Raw genomic sequence first — 16,472 nt, 5'->3', positions numbered from 1 at the left:
AGGCCTAGTGGAACTGCTGGGCCTCGGTCGAGCCGACGAGCGCGAGCGTCGCGCTGTCGGGGTTGAGCGCCGTCGCGATGCGGTCGAAGTAGCCCGTGCCGACTTCGCGCTGGTGCTTCGTCGCCGTGTAGCCGTTCACCTCGGAGGCGAACTCGGCCTCCTGCAGCTCGACGTAGGCGCTCATCTGGCGCTCCTTGTAGCCGCGCGCGAGCTCGAACATCGAGTGGTTGAGCGAGTGGAACCCGGCGAGGGTGATGAACTGGAACGCGTAGCCCATCGCGCCGAGCTCGTTCTGGAACTTCGCAATGGTGTCGTCGTCGAGGTGGCGCTTCCAGTTGAAGCTCGGCGAGCAGTTGTAGGCGAGCTTCTTGCCGGGGAACTCCTTGTGGATGCTCTCGGCGAAGGTGCGCGCGAGCTCGAGGTCGGGCTCGCTCGACTCGACCCACAGCAGGTCGGCGTACGGGGCGTAGGCGTGGCCGCGGGCGAGCACCGTCTCGATGCCCGGACGGGTGCGGAAGAAGCCCTCCTCGGTGCGGTCGCCGGTGAGGAAGGGGCGGTCGCGCTCGTCGATGTCGCTCGTGACGAGGTCGGCGGCGAGCGAGTCGGTGCGCGCGACGATGATGCTCGGCACGCCGGCGACGTCGGCGGCGAGGCGTGCGGCGTTGAGCGTGCGGATGTGCTGCTGCGTCGGCACGAGCACCTTGCCGCCCATGTGGCCGCACTTCTTCTCGCTCGCGAGCTGGTCCTCCCAGTGCACACCCGCGGCACCCGCCTCGATCATCGCGGTCATGAGCTCGTAGGCGTTGAGGGGGCCGCCGAAGCCGGCCTCGGCGTCGGCGACGATCGGGGCGAGCCAGTCGATGCCGCCGTCACGACCCGACGCGTCGCCCTCGGCGGCGGCGATCTGGTCGGCGCGGAGCAGTGCGTTGTTGATGCGCTTGACGACCGCGGGCACCGAGTTCGCCGGGTAGAGGCTCTGGTCGGGGTACGTCTGACCGGAGAGGTTGGCGTCGGCGGCGACCTGCCAGCCGCTCAGGTAGATGGCCTTGAGACCGGCGCGGATCTGCTGCACGGCCTGGTTGCCGGTGAGGGCGCCGAGCGCATTGACGTAGTCCTCGGTGTGGATGAGATCCCACAGGTTCTCGGCGCCGCGGCGCGCGATGGTGTGCTCGACCTGAACGCGGCCGCGCAGCGCGATGACGTCCTCAGCGGAGTAGTCGCGCTGAACGCCCGACCAGCGGGCCTCCGTCTTCCACGCGGTCTCGAGCTCGGCGGCGTTCTGCGTCTGGTCGCCGGTGCGGTGCTGGGTGTTCATCTGGGCTGCTCCTTCGGTGTGCCCGCGTGTCGTGCGGGGCTGGCTGCGACGCGCTCTCGTGGCGCCGTGCCTCAACATTCCTCGAAGAATGAGCCCGCGCATCCCGAAAGATCGACTGAAATTTCGCTGTTTTTCACTTGGTCCGAAAAGCGAAGCGTGGAATGCTCGTCGCATGCTCGACCGCGCTCCGACCCCCGACCACGCTGAAGAGGTGCTCGACTCCCTGACGCTCGGCCGCCGAATCCGCCAGCTCCGCTCCGACGCGGGGCTGACCCTCGCCGAGCTCGGCGAGCGCATCGGCGTCGCGACCTCGCACGTCTCGGTGCTCGAGAACGGCAAGCGCGAGGCGAAGCTCGGCGAGCTGCAGTCGATCGCGCGGGCGCTCGGCGTGCCGCTCGAGCGGCTGCTGAGCTCGGAGGCGCCCACGGGGCGGGCCGCGCTGGAGATCGCGCTGACCCGGGTGCAGGAGGGTCCGCTGTTCGCGGCCCTGGGCATCCCGTCTCTGCCGGTGCGGAAGTCGCTGTCGGACGACGCGATCCGCACGATCCTGTCGCTGCACGCCGAGCTCGAGCGCGTGCACCGCGAGCGCGCGGCGACCCCCGAGGAGGCGCGGCGCGCGAACGCCGAGCTGCGCGGCGAGATGCGCGCGCGCGGCAACCACTACGGCGAGCTCGAGCAGACGGCGGCCGGGCTGCTCAAGGCGATCAAGCACGAGGGCGGGCCGCTGTCTCAGCGACTCGCGGCCGAGCTCGCGGCGCACCTGGGCTTCTCGCTGCACTACGTCACCGACCTGCCGAGCTCGACGCGCACGATCACCGACCTCGAGCACGGCCGCATCTACCTGCCGGTGCAGAACGCCCCGGGGCGCGACCCGCGCACGAACCTGCTGCAGGCGCTCGCCGGGCACGTGCTGCAGCGGCCCGAGCCGACCTCGTACGCGGAGTTCCTGCGGCAGCGGGTGGAGACGAACTACCTCGCGGCGGCGCTTCTCGTGCCGGAGGGCGACGCGGTCGAGTTCCTGCAGGCGGCGAAGGCGAAGCGCGAGCTCGCCGTCGAGGATCTGCGCGACCGGTTCGCCGTGTCGTACGAGACGGCGGCCCATCGGTTCACGAACCTCGCGACCGAGCACCTGGCAATCCCCGTGCACTTCCTCAAGGTGTCGGCGGCGGGCGTGCTGTCGAAGGCGTACGAGAACGACTCGGTGAAGTTCCCGACCGATGCCCTCGGCGCGGTCGAGGGCCAGAGCGTGTGCCGGAAGTGGTCGGCGCGGCAGGTGTTCGACGAGCCCGACCGGTTCAGCCCGTTCCACCAATACACGGACAAGCCGACCGGCACCTACTGGTGCACCTCGCGCATCGAATCGGGGTCGGCCGGCGAGTTCTCGATCTCGGTCGGTACGCCCTTCGCCCACGTGAAGTGGTTCCGCGGGCGCGAGACGCAGCGGCGCGGTTCGTCGACCTGCCCCGACCCGTCCTGCTGCCAGGATGCTCCGCCGGAGCTCGCCGCCCGCTGGGCCGGCGCCGCCCGCCCGCAGGCGCGAATCAACTCGTCGCTGCTCGCCGCGATGCCGCGCGAAACCCTGCCGGGGGTCGATCGCACCGAGGTGTTCGCGTTCCTCGAGCGTCACGCCGGGGTGTAGCCGGCGCACGCGTCGCGCCTGCACCCCGCGCCCGGGTCCCGCACCCCGCCCAGCACCCCGCGCGTGAGCCCGAAAGTGGCATGTGAGCCCGAAGGTTCGGGCCCACTCGCGACTTTCGGGCTCCATCGGGAGCTGCGCGCGGGTAGCCTCGGCCCATGCGCTTCGCGATCGACGCCTCCGTCTCGACCCCGCCGTTCGAGCAGCTGCGCGTGCAGGTGCGCGACGCGGTCGCGGGAGGCGCACTCGTCGCCGGTGCGAAGCTGCCGACTGTGCGCGCCCTCGCCGAGGAGCTCGGCCTCGCCGTCAACACCGTTGCACGCGCCTACCGCGAGCTCGAGGCCGACGGCATCATCGACACCCGGGGCCGCGCCGGCTCGTTCGTCGCCCCTCAGGGCGACCCGACCGAGCGCCAGGCGCAGGATGCTGCGCACGAGTTCGTCGCCCGCTCGCGCCGCCTCGGCCTCGCCGACGACGCCGCTCTCGCGCTCGTGCGCGCCGCGCTGCGAGCGTGAGCCGCCGCAGCACGCGCGCCGGAGCCGATCACGGCGGGGCGCAGGCGATGCGCCGCAGGCTTCTGAAAGTGCGGAGCGGGCGAACTCGATTCACCCCGTGCGCACTTCCCGAAGAGCGCGTGCTCTAACTCCGGAGTTCCGGTTCGCCGGGCCCGGGACGCCGGAGAACGGGCGGCGGGGCGGCCCCAGATCTCCGGAGTTCGTGGACAGGGGTGCGGCGACCCTACCCGCAGCCGAGCGGGTGCCGCGGCGCGAGCGCCGAGCCCGCGCAAGCGCCCTACAGCGGCAGCTCGGCGAGCGCCGGGTACGGGTTGCCGAACCGGTGCGCCGTGACTGTCACCGACTGCTCGCGCAGGAACGGCAGCAGCTCGACGCGACCCGCGGCAGTGACGGGCCCCGACCAGATCGTGACGTCCGGGTCTCCGTCGAGGGCGGCGAACAGCTCGCGCGCCACCTCCGACGCGGGGCGAGCATCCGCGCCTCCGTCACCGCCGATGAGGCGGATGCGCGACGGGCGCTCCGCGACGACCCGCGCCGTGAACGCCGCATCGCTCTCGATCACGATCGAGGCGGCACGCAGCGGCGAGCCGAACTCCTCCGCGAGCGACAGCAGCGCCGATGGCAGTGGAACGGGCGTCGACACCGCGACGGGCGCCCCTGCCCGCACCGCCGCGAGCAGCACGCGAACGAGCGCGCCGGTCGACCCGCCCGACGCGAGCCGCACCACCACCGGCTCCGAGGTCACGCGGTACCGGAGCACGTTGCGCTCGACGCCGAGGTCGCTCACGTCGCGCGCGACGCCGAACTCGTCGGCCCACGCCCGCTCGTCCGAGAGTGCCCCCGCCCGCGCCGTGTCGAAGCCGGCGAAGTCGAGGCCGGGCTGAGCCGCCTCGAGCACGCGGCGCACTTCGGCGCTCAACCCGCGCAGACTGAGGTTCTGCTTCGGCGAGCGCTCGACCGGCTCCCACGAGCCGAAGCCGAAGAGGTACGACGGCCCGCCCGCCTTCGTCGAGCCGCCGACGCTCGAGCGCTTCCACCCGCCGAACGGCTGCCGGCGCACGATCGCGCCCGTGATGCCGCGATTGACGTAGAGGTTGCCCGCCTCGACGCGGTCGACCCAGTGCTCGACCTCCGACGCGTCGAGCGAGTGCAGCCCCGCCGTCAGCCCGTAGGGGGTCGCGTTCTGAAGCGCGAGCGCCTCGTCGAGGTCGGCGGCGCGGATGAGCCCGAGCACGGGTCCGAAGTACTCCGTCGTGTGGAACTCGCTGCCCGGCGCGACGTCGAGCCGCACGCCCGGCGACCACAGCCGACCTGCATCGTCGAGCTGGCGCGGCTGGATGAGCCACGACTCCCCGCGCGAGAGATCGCGCAGCGCGCGCAGGAGCTTGCCCGCGGCGGGCTCGATGAGCGGGCCGACGACCGTCGTCGGGTCCCCCGGCCATCCGACGCGCATGGTCGACACGGCGTCGACGAGCTGACGGCGGAAGGCCGGCGAGTCGGCGACCGACCCGACGAGGATCCCGAGCGAGGCCGCCGAGCACTTCTGCCCCGCGTGCCCGAACGCCGAGCGCGCGAGGTCGGCGGCGGCGAGGTCGTAGTCGGCCGACGGCGTCACGACGATCGCGTTCTTGCCGCTCGTCTCCGCCAGCAGCGGCAGGTCGGGCCGCCACGAGCGGAACAGCGCCGCCGTCTCGAACGCCCCCGTGAGCACGACGCGGTCGACCGCCGGGTGGCTCACGAGCTGCTGCCCGAGCTCGTTCTCGGGCACGTCGACGAAGCGCAGGACCTCGCGCGGCACCCCGGCATCCCACAGCGCCTGCACCATGACGGCCGCGCAGCGGCGCACCTGCGGCGCGGGCTTGATGATGACCGCGCTGCCCGCGGCGAGCGCCGCGAGCACGCCCCCGGCCGGAATCGCGACGGGGAAGTTCCACGGCGGCACGACGAGCGTGAGCCGCACCGGCGCGAAGCGCGCCCCCTCGACGCGCTCCAGCTCGCGCGCGCTTTCGGCGTAGTAGTGGGCGAAGTCGATCGCCTCGCTGACCTCGGGGTCGCCCTCCGCGAGGGTCTTGCCGGCCTCGGCGGCCATGATCTCGAGGAGGTCCGCGCGGCGGGCGGCGAGCATCCGCCCCGCCGCGTGCAGGACTCCGGCGCGATCGTCGACCGAACGCGAAGCCCAGGCGGATGCGGCGGCGCGCGAATCCGCGACGGCGCGCTCGATCTCGCCGGGCGTCGCGATCGCGGCGGCGGCCACGGCGTCGGCTCCGAGCACGGTCGCGCGCGACCGCTCGAGGATCGCGCGGCCCCACTCCCGGTTGGCGGGCAGAGCCGGGTCGGTGTCGGGCTCGTTGTCGAAGTTCTCCCGCACGCCGAGCGAGTCGGCCGTCGCGCCGAGGGGCAGCTCGCGCGGAGCATCCGCCCCCGTCTGCCGGTTCTGCACGCGGTGCGGAGCCGGCGCGCCCGGATGGTCGATGATGTCGACGAGCGAGGCGAGGAAGCGGCCCTGCTCGCGCGCGAACATCTGGTGCGAGTTCGCGAGCTCGAAGGCTCCGGATAGGAAGTTCTCGGTGCTCGCGTTCTCCTCCAGGCGGCGGATGAGGTAACTGATCGCCGACTCGAAGTCGTCCGGGTGCACGACGGGCGTGTAGAGCAGCAGGGAGCCGACCGTGCCGCGCACCGCCTCGGTCTGGTCAGGCGCCATGCCGAGCAGCATCTCGAACTCGACGCGGTCGGCGACGCCGCGCGAGCCGGCGAGCAGGTGCGCCCACGCGATGTCGAACAGGTTGTGGCCCGCGACGCCGATGCGCACGGCGTCGACGCGGTCGGGGCGCAGGGCGAGCTCGAGCACGCGCTTGTAGTTGGCGTCGCTCGCCTGCTTGCTCGGCAGCACAGCGACGGGCCAGCCGTGCACGGCGGCATCGACGCGCTCCATCGCGAGGTTCGCGCCCTTCACGACGCGCACCTTGATGCCGGTGCCGCCCGCGGCCCGGCGGCGCTGCGCCCACGCGGTGAGTCGCTCGAGCGCGGGGACGGCTTCGGGCAGGTACGCCTGCAGCACGATGCCGGCATCGAAGCCGTGCAGCGTCGGGCGGTCGAGCAGCTTCTCGAAGACCGCGATCGTGAGGTCGAGGTCGCGGAACTCCTCCATGTCGAGGTTGAGGAACGTGCCCGTGCGCGCCGCCTCCTCGTACAGCGGCACGAGGCGATCGACGACGCGGTCGACGGTCTCGTCGAACGCCCACATCGACAGCTGACTGACGATCGACGAGACCTTCACCGAGACGTAGTCGACGTCGTCGCGCGCGACGAGAGCGTGGATGCCCGCGAGTCGCTTGTCCGCCTCCGCGTCGCCCAGCACGGCCTCGCCGAGCAGGTTGATGTTGAGCCGGTCGCCGTTCTCGCGCAGGGTCGCGAGCGTCGCCCCGAGCTTCTCGGGCGTCGCGTCGACGATGAGGTGACCGACCATGCCGCGCAGCACGCGCCGCGCGATCGGGATGATCGGGTTCGGCAGGAACCGCGCGAAGCCGCCGCCGAGCGCGATGAGCCCGCGCAGCGGGGCGGGCAGGAACCGCGGGATGCGCTCGCTGAGCTCTTCGAGGTTGCGTGCCGCGACGCGCAGGTCCTCCGGCCGGGCGACGCGGTCGACGAAGCCGATGGCGAAGTGCAGGCCGTCCGGGTCCTTCAGGAGGCCCGCGAGACGGGCGGCGGCGGCGTCGGGCTTCGCGTCAACCGCCTCGTCGAGCCAGCGGCGCACGAGATGGACGGCCTCGTCGCCGAGCGGCTCGAGGGCGGCGAGGTCGGCCTCGCGCGGGCGATCGATCGGGGTGCTCATGGTCATCAGCCTGTCAGCCTCCGCGGAGAGGGGCCCGGTCGCGCGCACACCGCGCGGCCCGCTCGGCCCGCCTGGATCCCAGTGTGCGCACGGCGGGCCGTCACGAAAAGCGAGCATTCACGCACAGTATTGTTCGGTATGCTCGAACAATCATCGAGGAGGCCCCCGTGCTCGATCTCCGCCGCCTGAGCCTCCTGCGCGAGGTGCACCGACGCGGCACCCTGCACGCCGTCGCGCGCGCCCTCGCCTACAGCCCGTCGACGATCTCGCAGCAGCTCGCGCAGCTCGAGGTCGAGGCGGGCGTGCCGCTGCTCGAGCGCTCCGGCCGGCGGGTGCAGCTGACTCCGCAGGGCGAGCTCCTGGTCGAGGGCGCAGGCCGTCTCCTCGACGAGATGGAGCGCCTCGAGTCGGCGCTCGGGGCATCCCTCGCCGCGACGGAGGGCGAGCCGCTGCGGGGCACCGTGCGGCTCGCGGTGTTCCAGTCGGCGGCGCTCGGCATCGTGCCGCGGGCGCTGTCGCTGCTCGAGGTCGAGCATCCGTCGCTGCGGGTCGAGCTGACGCAGCGCGAGCCCGAGAGCGCGCTCGACGAGGTGTGGGCGCGCGAGTTCGACCTCGTGATCGCCGAGCAGTACCCCGCGCACGCCGCCCCGCTGCGGCGCGAGCTCGACCGCGTGCCGCTGCACCGCGACGCGCTGCGGCTCGGGGTGCCGCGCGGCTGGCGCGGGCGCGCGCTCGCCGACGCGGCCGACGCGGCGTGGGTCATGGAGCCGCGCGGCACCGCGAGCCGCCACTGGGCCGAGCAGCAGTGCCGGCTCGCGGGCTTCGAGCCCGACGTGCGCTTCGAGACCGCCGACCTGCAGGCGCACGTGCGCTTCATCGAGGCCGGGCACGCGGTCGCGCTGCTGCCCGACCTGCTGTGGATGGGCGGCCGCGCGACGGTGCGGCTCGTCGGTCTGCCGGGCGCACCGTCGCGCGAGGTGTTCACGGCCGCGCGCCGCACGTCGGCCTCGCGCCCCGCGATCGTCGCCGTGCGCGCGGTGCTCGCCCGCGCGGTCGCCGGCTGAACCGGTGCGGTCGACGAAATGAAGGGAGCGAGGCGACCCGCGGCGGTGTGCCGCCCCGACACGCCGTGGATTCCATCTCCGCTCCCTTCATTTCGTCGACACGGGGACGTCGGGCCCTGCCAGGCGTCGCGGTCGTAGGCTGACGGTACCCACCCGCGACGCCGCGGGCCCGCACCGCCGCGAAGGAGCCCCGCCCGTGACCCCGCCCACCGAGCGCCGCGACGTCGTCATCATCGGCGGAGGCCACAACGCCCTCGCCGCCGCCGCCTACCTGAGCCGCGCCGGCCTCGAGGTCGAGGTGCTCGAGCGCCTCGACGTGCTCGGCGGCGCCGCGATCTCGGCCCAGGCCTTTCCCGGCGTGGCTGCCCGGCTCAGCCGCTACTCGTACCTCGTGAGCATGCTCCCCCCGCGCATCATCGACGACCTCGGGCTGAGCATCCGCCTCGCGCCGCGCCGCTACTCGTCCTACACGCCGCTGCCCGGAACCGATCGCGGCCTCCTCGTCGACAACCACGACGCCGCCGCGACCGCCGCCTCGTTCGCGGCCCTCGGGGCGAGCACCGACGCCGAGGCGTGGGGCGGCTTCTACGAAGGCACCCAGCGCCTCGCGCGCGGCCTCTTCCCGACCGTGACCGACCCGCTGCTGACGCGCTCCGAGGCGCGCGCGGCCGTCGCCGACGACGCGGTGTGGGATGCGCTCATCGAGCAGCCCGTGGGCACCGCGATCGCGCAGACCTTCGCCGACGATCTCGTGCGCGGGGTCGTCTACACCGACGCGCTCATCGGCACCTTCGCCCCCAACGTGGATGCCACCCTCAACGCCAACCGCTGCTTCCTGTACCACGTGATCGGCGGGGGCACGGGCGACTGGAACGTCCCCGTCGGCGGCATGGGCGCCGTGAGCGGCGAGCTCGCGCGGGCCGCGCGACTGGCCGGGAGCATCCTCACCACGAGCGCCGACGTGACCGCGCTGAGCCCCGACCGCGTCGTGACGGTGCGGCAGAGCGGGCCCGGCGGCAGCGCCCACGGCAGCAACGCCGACGTGACCGAACGCCGCATCGCCGCCGACCACGTGCTCGTCGGCTGCTCGCCGCAGGAGCTCGCGCGCCTGCTCGCCGCGGGCGACGCCGACGACGAGTTCGGCGCCGCGGCCCCCGACGCCGAGGGCGCGCAGGTCAAGGTCAACATGCTGCTCACGCGACTCCCCCGCCTGCGCGATGCGAGCATGGACCCCGCGGCCGCGTTCGGCGGCACCTTCCACATCAACGAGACGTGGTCGCAGCTGCAGTCGGCCTACGACGCCGCCGTTGAGCACCGCATCCCCGACCCGATCCCCGCCGAGATCTACTGCCACTCGCTCACCGACCCGTCGATCCTGTCGCCCGAGCTGCAGGCGGCGGGAGCCCAGACCCTCACGGTCTTCGCCCTCCACACCCCCGACCGGCTGCTGACCGAGCGCACGAACGACGCCATGCGCGCGCGATTCGAGCGCGGCGTGCTCGAATCGCTGAACTCGGTGCTCGCCGAGCCGATCGAGAGCCTGCTCATGACCGACGGCGATGGCAACCCGTGCCTCGAGACGAAGACCACGCGCGACCTCGAGCACGCCCTGCGCCTGCCCGCCGGCAGCATCTTCCACGGCGACCTCGCCTGGCCGTGGGCGGAGGACGGCACCGACCTGTCGACCCCGGCCGCGCGCTGGGGCGTCGAGACGGGACTGCCGGGCATCCTCTTCTGCGGCTCGGGCGCGCAGCGCGGCGGCGCGGTCTCCGCGATCGGCGGACACAATGCGGCGATGGCGGTGCTCGAGAGCCGCTAGCGCTCCTGCCGAATCGCGAGCAGGCGGATGCCCCGCGCGCGCTATCCGTCGATGATCGCGTACACGGCGAGCGCGACCCCGAGCAGCCCGGTCATCGCGAGCACGGTGGCGCCCCTCACGATGAAGGCGTAGGGGTGGCGGTCCTCCGGGCGATGGCGCGAGACGCGCGGAGTCGTCGCGCCGAGCAGCAGCCCGACGACGGCCACGACGCCGGCCGCGATCGCGACGCCCGGCTCTCCCAGCCGGAAGGCGGTGAACGCCGCGAACATCGCGACGAGCGCGGCGGCCGCCGACGTGCGCTGCCACGACAGCGAGGTGCGATTGGCCGGGCCAGGTCGGCGGATGAGCCCGGTGTCGGTCGGGGGCTCGCGCCGAGCATCCGCCGCCGTCATCAGACGCCCGTGAGCGCCTGGTAGGCCGCGAACCCGGCGAGGAAGATCGCGACCGCGACGACGGCGCCGACGAGCCACGGCAGCGCCGAGGGCGGGGGCAGGGGTTCCCTCAAGCGCATCGCGATCTCGGTGCGACGCCAGCCGATGAGCGACCAGATGGCGAGGAGGCCTCCGCCGAGGCTCGCGAGACCCGCGATGACGATGATGACGACGGGCAGCTCGCCGAAGCTCGCGAGCGTCGCGAGGGCGACGCCGCCGGCGACGAGCGCGAGGCCCGTGCGGATCCACGACAGGGCGGTGCGCTCGTTCGCGAGGCTCGCCTGCACGTCGGGCTCCGATCCGACGCCGTACACGGCGCGCGGCCTGCGGTCGTCGGGAGGGCCGGCGCCGACGCTGCTCTTCTCGGGTTCGCTCACCCCCGAACGGTAACGAGGCGGTCGCGCTCGAGCCACCCCCTTGATCCGCGGCCGGTCAGTCCCAGACGCTCGGCGTCGGCTCACGACGCGGCGGCAGGCTCGCGTGCTCGCTCCAGTGCGCGAGCCACGGGTGAAGCGGGTGGTCGTCGGGGTCGAGGCCGAAGAGCTCGGCGAGCTCGGGGATGGGCACGATGCCCCCCGACCTCTTCAGGAACCGCGCCTTGATGACGCCGCGCGCGCACACCTCGCCGTCGCGCACGAAGCGCTGCTCGACGTAGCCGGCGACGTCGTCGAGCCCGACGATGCGACTCTCGACGGTGAACCTCTGCCACGGCTCGAGCGAGCGGCGGTAGGTGATCGTCGAGCTCACGACGACGGGGTAGTAGCCGCGGCGCTGCAGCTCGGGCCACACGCCCGACCGGGCCATGAGGTCGATGCGGCCGAGATCCATGATCGACAGGTATACCCCGTTGTTCATGTGGTTGAGCACGTCGAGGTCGGTCGGCAGCACCCGGAAAGTCGTGCGCGCCACATCGGTCGGGTCGATGCGGGGCCCGAATCGCGAACGGATGCTCAGCAGCAGCAGGCGGAAGATCATGTTCACCCGGCCGAGGCTAGACCTCTCTCGCCCGCGCGTCGCTCCCGCTGTCGGCCTCCTCCAATCCGCACCCGGCATCAGTGCCCGCGGTGGTTCTGGATCGTCATGCGCGCCCCCTGCCGCGGCGCGGTCGAGCCGAGCGTCGCGATGAGCCGCACGACCCGCTGCCGGTGACCGGAGAACGGGGCGAGCAGCCGCACCATGCCGGGGTCGTCCGTGCGCTCGCCCGTGAGGGCGTACCCGACGAGCCCCGCGAGGTGGAAGTCGCCGACGCTGATCGCGTCCGCGTCGCCGTGGGCGCGCTGGGTGATCTCGGCGGCCGTCCACTCCCCCACGCCCGGGATCGACGTGAGCGCCGCCGCGACCGCGGGCCCGCCGCGGCCGAGGGCGAGGGTGCGCTCGAGCGCGGGGGCGACGGCCGTCACGCGGCGGATGGTGCGCATCCGCTGCGGGCCCACCCCCGCGGCGTGCCAGTCGTGGTCCGGGATGCTCCGCCACCGCTCGGCGTCCGGGATGACCCGCATGCCCTCCGGCGCAGGCCCCGGCGCCGCCTCGCCGTGCCGCCGGATGAGCGTGCGCCACGCGCGCCGGGCCTCGACCCCCGTCACCTTCTGCTCGAGCACGGCCGCGACGGCCGAGTCGAGCACGATGCCCGTGCGCAGCAGCCGCAGCCCCGCGTGGCGGCGCCGCACGCGCGCGAGCCCGGCCACGACCTCCGGATCGATCGCGCTCGGGTCGGCACCCGCGCTACCCGCGAGCTCCCCGGGCTCGAGCAGGGAGTCGAGCGCGCTCCAGTCGTCGCCCTCGCCGAGCAGCTCCGGCGCCTGCCGGATCGACCACGCGGCGCCCGGGCCCCACGCCGCGAGCTCGACCTCGGTGGATGCTGCGCCCGGCTCTGGGCCGGCGCCGTCGGGCGCGGTCGAGCGGCGGGCGAGCATCCGGATCAGAGCGATGCCCTCGGGAGTGCGCTGGGTGCGCCAGGCGGCGCCGTCGGGCGTCCATTGGAGGGTCGGGTCGGCGTGGCCGCGGCGCAGCGGGAAGAGCGTCTGCCGCAGGTCGACCGGGCGGCCCGGCGCGTAGAGGCCGGTCGCGTCGGGGGCCGCGGTCATGGAGCGAAAACTAGCGGGGGCGGCTGAGCGCGCGATGCGCCCCGCCGCCCCCGAAGGTCAGAGAGCCTTACGGGCACTCGTACGTGACGCCATCGACCTCGAACGTGCCGGAGCCGAGCTCAGTGCACGTCTCGGTGATGCCGCTGAAGAGCGCCGCGCCGCCCGCGATGAGCGCGATCGCGAGGAGGAGGCCGAGGACCATGAGCACGATGCTGATCCAGATCGCGGCGGTCGCGAAGCCGTTGGAGTAGCCGGCCTCCTTCGACTTCTTGCGCGCGATGATGCCGACGATGAGACCGGCGATCTGCACGAGGAAGGCGAGGATGAGCGCGACGATGCCGAGCATGCGCCCCGGGTCCTCGTCGGTCGCGGCGCCGGGCGTCGAGTACGGGGCCGCGGCGGGCGCGGGCGGCGCCGGCGGGTACGACGCGGGGTCAGTCGGCGCAGGGTTCGTCGGCCCAGGGTTCGTCGGCCCAGGGTTCGTCGATTCGGGAGTGCCGGGGTTCGTGGGGTCGGTCATGCTCGTCTCCTGTCGCAGGCGGGGTCGCGGGCCGGAGCGCTGAGGCTCCCTCAGCGCGAACCCTAGCGGGGCATCCGCTCATCGCGACAGAGGCTGTCGGCCCGTGCTCGTTTTCGCACGCGACCCACTGACGCACTTAGATAGAACCCATGCGCATTGGAATGCTGACCTCCGGCGGCGACGCTCCCGGACTCAACGCCGTCATCCGCGGCGCGGTGCTGACCGGGACGACCGTGCACACGCACGAGTTCGTCGGCTTCAAGGACGGCTGGAAGGGCCTCGTCGAGAACGACACCCTCCCCCTCTCGCGCCACGAGGTCAAGGGCATCAGCAAGCAGGGCGGCACGATCCTCGGCACGAGCCGCACGAATCCGTTCGAGGGCCGCGGCGGCGTCGACCGCATCAATGAGGTCATGGCCGAGAACGGCCTCGACGCTCTCATCGCGATCGGCGGCGAGGGCACCCTCGCGGCCGCGAAGCGGCTGACGGATGCGGGGGTCAAGATCGTGGGCGTGCCCAAGACGGTCGACAACGACCTCGACGCCACCGACTACACCTTCGGCTTCGACACGGCCGTCGGCATCGCGACCGAGGCCATGGACCGCCTGCGCACCACCGGCGACGCCCACAACCGCTGCATGGTCGCCGAGGTCATGGGCCGCCACGTCGGCTGGATCGCCCTGCACTCGGGCATGGCCGCGGGTGCCCATGCGATCCTGATCCCCGAGCAGAAGACGACCCTCGACCAGGTCGCCGAGTGGGTGCAGAGCGCCTACGACCGCGGCCGCGCGCCCCTCGTCGTCGTCGCCGAGGGCTTCACGCTCCCCGAGGACGACGAGCCGCACTCCGAGCGCGGCCTCGACGCGTTCGGCCGCCCGCGCCTCGGCGGAATCGGCGAGCGCATCGCCCCGCTCATCGAGGAGCGCACGGGCATCGAGACCCGCGCTACGACGCTCGGTCACATCCAGCGCGGCGGCACGCCGAGCGCGTTCGACCGCGTGCTCGCGACCCGGCTTGGCATGGCGTCGATCAGCGCCGTGAACGAGCAGCACTGGGGTCGCATGGTCGCCCTCCGCGGCACCGAGATCGTGCACGTACCGTTCGCGGAGGCGCTCGGGAAGCTCAAGACCGTGCCGCAGTCGCGCTACGACGAGGCCGCGCTGCTCTTCGGCTAGCCTCGCGGGCATGACCCCCTTCGGCACCGCCGGACTCGTCGCGGCGGTGCTCGCTGCCGCCCTGCACGTCGGCTTCTTCGCGCTCGAATCGCTGGCGTTCTCGCGGCCGCGGGTCCGGCGGATGTTCGGAGTGCGCGCCGAGGACGACTCGCGCCCGCTACGACTCTTCGCCGCCAACCAGGGCGTCTACAACCTCGCGCTCGCGATCGCCGTGATCATCGGCATCGCCCTGGCATGGAGCGGCGAGCTCGCGCTCGGCATCGGCATCGCCGCGTGCGCCCTCGCCGTCATGGTCGTGGCCGCTCTCGCGCTCGCGATCTCGGCGCCGCGATTGCGGGCCGGCTCCCTCGTCCAGGGCGCGCCGGCCCTCGTAGGCCTAGCGGGCATACTCACGCTGCTGCCCGCCTGAACGAGCGCCGCGCCGGGGCCACTACGGGATGACGGGCGGACGGCGGTCGTCCGGGTCCATGGCGTACTCGGCGAGCGCCCTGATGAGCGCCGGCGCCGAGCGATCCTCGGCGATGCGGTCGACGCGCAGGCCCGCGGCGCGCGCGTCGAAGGCCGTGCGGGGTCCGATGCAGACGACGACCGTCGACTCCGGCAGCGGGGCGAACTGCTCCGCGATCTGGCGCGCGATGCTACCGGAGCTCACGAGGAGGGCGCGGATGCGGCCCTCGGCGACATCCTCGGCCACGGATGCCGGGGCCGAGACCCCGACGGTGCGGTAGGCGCTCACAAATCGAGCGGCGATCCCGCGCTCGCGCAGCCCGCTGACGAGGGTCGGCTCGGCGATCTCGGACTGCGGCACGAGCACGTCGCCGTCGGCCGGGGCGCCGGGCCATTCCTTCACGAGTCCGCGCGCGGAGTGATCGCTCGGCACGAAGTGCACCGGATACCCGGCGAGCTGAAGCGCATTGGCGGTCGTCTCGCCGACCGCGGCGACGCGCGTGCGGTCGGGCAGCCGGACGCCCTGGCTCATGAGGACGTCGACCGTCGTCGCGCTCGTGACCACGAGCCAGCCGTAGGCGCCGTCGCGCAGTCGATCGAGCTCGGCCGCGAGCTCCTCGGGGTGCTCCGTCCCCGCGAAGTTGATGAGCGGGGCGATGACCGGGGCCGCACCGAGGGCGCGCAGGCCGGCCGCGATGCCGTCGCCCCACTTGCCGCCGCGGGGGACGAGGACCCGCCAGCCGAGCAGGGGTTTGATCACCGGCAGCGCACCGGTGGGGGTGCGGTCGATGATCGTCGCATCTCGGGTTGAGGAGGACATCTCATTCATTGTCACCCCAACCCGCGATGCGGCCTAATCGACCACGGCGCGATCAGTCGTCCGAGAAGATCGCCCACGCGACGAGGCCGATGACGCCGACGGCGACGGCCGTCGCGCCGATGATCCACGGCACGGGGTTCTCCTCGTACGAGCGCTGGACGCGCTCGGCGACCTCATCGGTGCGCTTCTTGACGTCGAACTTGTCCTCGATCGCATCGAGGGTTTGCTCGAGCTTGAGGCGCGTCGCCTCGACGGAATCGGTCACAACGGTCTTCGCATTCTCGAGCGCGGTCGGGTCGAAGCCAACGGGAGCCGTGCTCGCGGGGGCAGTGTACGGAGTGGTGGGGGTCGTGCCGGTGGGGTTCGTGGAATCAGTCATGATGCTCCTCTACTTCCTCTGTCCGCGCACGGCGCGGACGTCGTCCTTGACACTCTCGATGGTGTCGGTGGGGGTCGGGGGCATGCCCCGCTTGAGACTGCGGATGCCCGCCGCGGCGATGATGCCCGCGATGATGAGCAGCACGACGCCGATGATGAGCGACGCCGCCCAGGGGGGCAGCACGAGCGAGAGCGCGAGGACTCCCGCCGCGATGAGCACGAGCGCCGCGAAGAACGCGACGACGCCCGCGCCGACGAGCAGGCCCGCACCGATGCCGGCGGCCTTGAGCTTGCCGGCGATCTCGGCCTTGAGCGACGCGATCTCCGCGCGGACGAGGTCGCCGATGAGGCGCGGGACGTCCGCGATGAGAGCGAACAGCCCTCGTCGCTCGGCGGCGGGGGACGGAGTCGTGCGGGGGGTCGTCATGGGCGCACC

The 16,472-nt window shown here is 73.0% G+C and carries 16 protein-coding genes; 6 read left to right on the top strand and 10 right to left on the bottom strand.

Going from position 1 to position 16,472, the window contains the following annotated elements; genetic code table 11:
* Positions 1-4 precede the first annotated feature (4 nt).
* Complete coding sequence (gene aceA / locus FHX53_RS11060; RefSeq protein WP_182491408.1) at positions 5-1,315, bottom strand: isocitrate lyase; 1,311 nt, start codon at positions 1,313-1,315, stop codon at positions 5-7.
* A gap of 172 nt (positions 1,316-1,487) precedes the next feature.
* Here aceA and FHX53_RS11055 point away from each other — a divergent pair, with 172 nt between their 5' ends.
* Together FHX53_RS11055 and FHX53_RS11050 are read left to right on the top strand one after the other, a co-directional pair.
* Entirely contained in the window at positions 1,488-2,954 is a 1,467-nt protein-coding gene (locus FHX53_RS11055) for a helix-turn-helix domain-containing protein (protein ID WP_182491407.1), read from the top strand.
* A gap of 155 nt (positions 2,955-3,109) precedes the next feature.
* Positions 3,110-3,466 carry a GntR family transcriptional regulator gene (locus FHX53_RS11050; protein ID WP_182491406.1) on the top strand — a complete coding sequence of 119 codons (357 nt, stop codon included), beginning with the start codon at positions 3,110-3,112 and terminating at the stop codon, positions 3,464-3,466.
* Between the two features lie 277 nt (positions 3,467-3,743).
* Here the strand turns inward: FHX53_RS11050 and FHX53_RS11045 are convergent, their stop codons facing one another.
* Complete coding sequence (locus FHX53_RS11045; protein ID WP_182491405.1) at positions 3,744-7,304, bottom strand: proline dehydrogenase family protein; 3,561 nt, start codon at positions 7,302-7,304, stop codon at positions 3,744-3,746.
* Positions 7,305-7,465: 161 nt separating this feature from the next.
* On the opposite strand from FHX53_RS11045, the gene FHX53_RS11040 reads away from it, so the two are divergent.
* Both FHX53_RS11040 and FHX53_RS11035 read left to right on the top strand, forming a co-directional pair.
* Positions 7,466-8,362, top strand: coding sequence for a LysR substrate-binding domain-containing protein (locus FHX53_RS11040; RefSeq protein ID WP_182491404.1), 897 nt, complete (start codon positions 7,466-7,468; stop codon positions 8,360-8,362).
* Between the two features lie 196 nt (positions 8,363-8,558).
* Positions 8,559-10,181, top strand: coding sequence for an NAD(P)-binding protein (locus tag FHX53_RS11035; protein ID WP_182491403.1), 1,623 nt, complete (start codon positions 8,559-8,561; stop codon positions 10,179-10,181).
* A gap of 41 nt (positions 10,182-10,222) precedes the next feature.
* On the opposite strand, the gene FHX53_RS11030 is transcribed toward FHX53_RS11035, so the two are convergent.
* The 5 genes from FHX53_RS11030 to FHX53_RS11010 all read right to left on the bottom strand — a co-directional run bounded on the left by FHX53_RS11030 (position 10,223) and on the right by FHX53_RS11010 (position 13,216).
* Positions 10,223-10,573 (bottom strand): hypothetical protein, encoded by a 351-nt coding sequence (locus FHX53_RS11030; protein ID WP_182491402.1) that lies wholly within the window; start codon positions 10,571-10,573, stop codon positions 10,223-10,225.
* Complete coding sequence (locus FHX53_RS11025; protein ID WP_343050982.1) at positions 10,573-10,989, bottom strand: YidH family protein; 417 nt, start codon at positions 10,987-10,989, stop codon at positions 10,573-10,575. Before FHX53_RS11025 ends, FHX53_RS11030 begins: the two co-directional genes overlap by 1 nt.
* 55 nt (positions 10,990-11,044) lie before the next feature.
* On the bottom strand, positions 11,045-11,587 hold the full coding sequence (locus FHX53_RS11020) for an acyl-CoA thioesterase (protein WP_246335684.1): 543 nt from the start codon (positions 11,585-11,587) through the stop codon (positions 11,045-11,047).
* 77 nt (positions 11,588-11,664) lie between these two features.
* Entirely contained in the window at positions 11,665-12,696 is a 1,032-nt protein-coding gene (locus FHX53_RS11015; protein WP_182491400.1) for a DNA-3-methyladenine glycosylase family protein, read from the bottom strand.
* A 67-nt stretch (positions 12,697-12,763) separates the two neighbouring features.
* A complete protein-coding gene (locus FHX53_RS11010) occupies positions 12,764-13,216 on the bottom strand; it encodes a DUF4190 domain-containing protein (RefSeq protein WP_182491546.1) in 453 nt (150 codons plus the stop codon).
* Positions 13,217-13,365: 149 nt separating this feature from the next.
* Here FHX53_RS11010 and FHX53_RS11005 point away from each other — a divergent pair, with 149 nt between their 5' ends.
* A complete protein-coding gene (locus tag FHX53_RS11005) occupies positions 13,366-14,391 on the top strand; it encodes a 6-phosphofructokinase (protein ID WP_182491399.1) in 1,026 nt (341 codons plus the stop codon).
* A gap of 10 nt (positions 14,392-14,401) precedes the next feature.
* Positions 14,402-14,800 (top strand): DUF1304 domain-containing protein, encoded by a 399-nt coding sequence (locus FHX53_RS11000; RefSeq protein WP_182491398.1) that lies wholly within the window; start codon positions 14,402-14,404, stop codon positions 14,798-14,800.
* Positions 14,801-14,821: 21 nt separating this feature from the next.
* Here FHX53_RS11000 and FHX53_RS10995 read toward each other — a convergent pair whose 3' ends face one another.
* Genes FHX53_RS10995 through FHX53_RS10985 form a run of 3 tightly spaced genes read right to left on the bottom strand, consistent with a single transcriptional unit; the run spans position 14,822 to position 16,463 of the window.
* The gene (locus FHX53_RS10995; RefSeq protein ID WP_182491397.1) at positions 14,822-15,658 is read right to left on the bottom strand and encodes a uroporphyrinogen-III synthase; all 837 of its coding nucleotides are present in this window, start codon (positions 15,656-15,658) and stop codon (positions 14,822-14,824) included.
* A 52-nt stretch (positions 15,659-15,710) separates the two neighbouring features.
* On the bottom strand, positions 15,711-16,037 hold the full coding sequence (locus FHX53_RS10990; protein WP_182491396.1) for a DUF3618 domain-containing protein: 327 nt from the start codon (positions 16,035-16,037) through the stop codon (positions 15,711-15,713).
* A 9-nt stretch (positions 16,038-16,046) separates the two neighbouring features.
* Positions 16,047-16,463, bottom strand: a complete 417-nt coding sequence (locus FHX53_RS10985) for a phage holin family protein (protein ID WP_182491395.1) — start codon at positions 16,461-16,463, stop codon at positions 16,047-16,049.
* Between the last annotated feature and the right edge of the window lie 9 nt (positions 16,464-16,472).

Origin of the sequence: Microcella alkalica, assembly GCF_014137945.1 — a bacterium.
Classification (GTDB): Bacteria; Actinomycetota; Actinomycetes; order Actinomycetales; family Microbacteriaceae; genus Microcella; species Microcella alkalica.
This window is presented reverse-complemented; position numbering and strand designations above follow the sequence as displayed.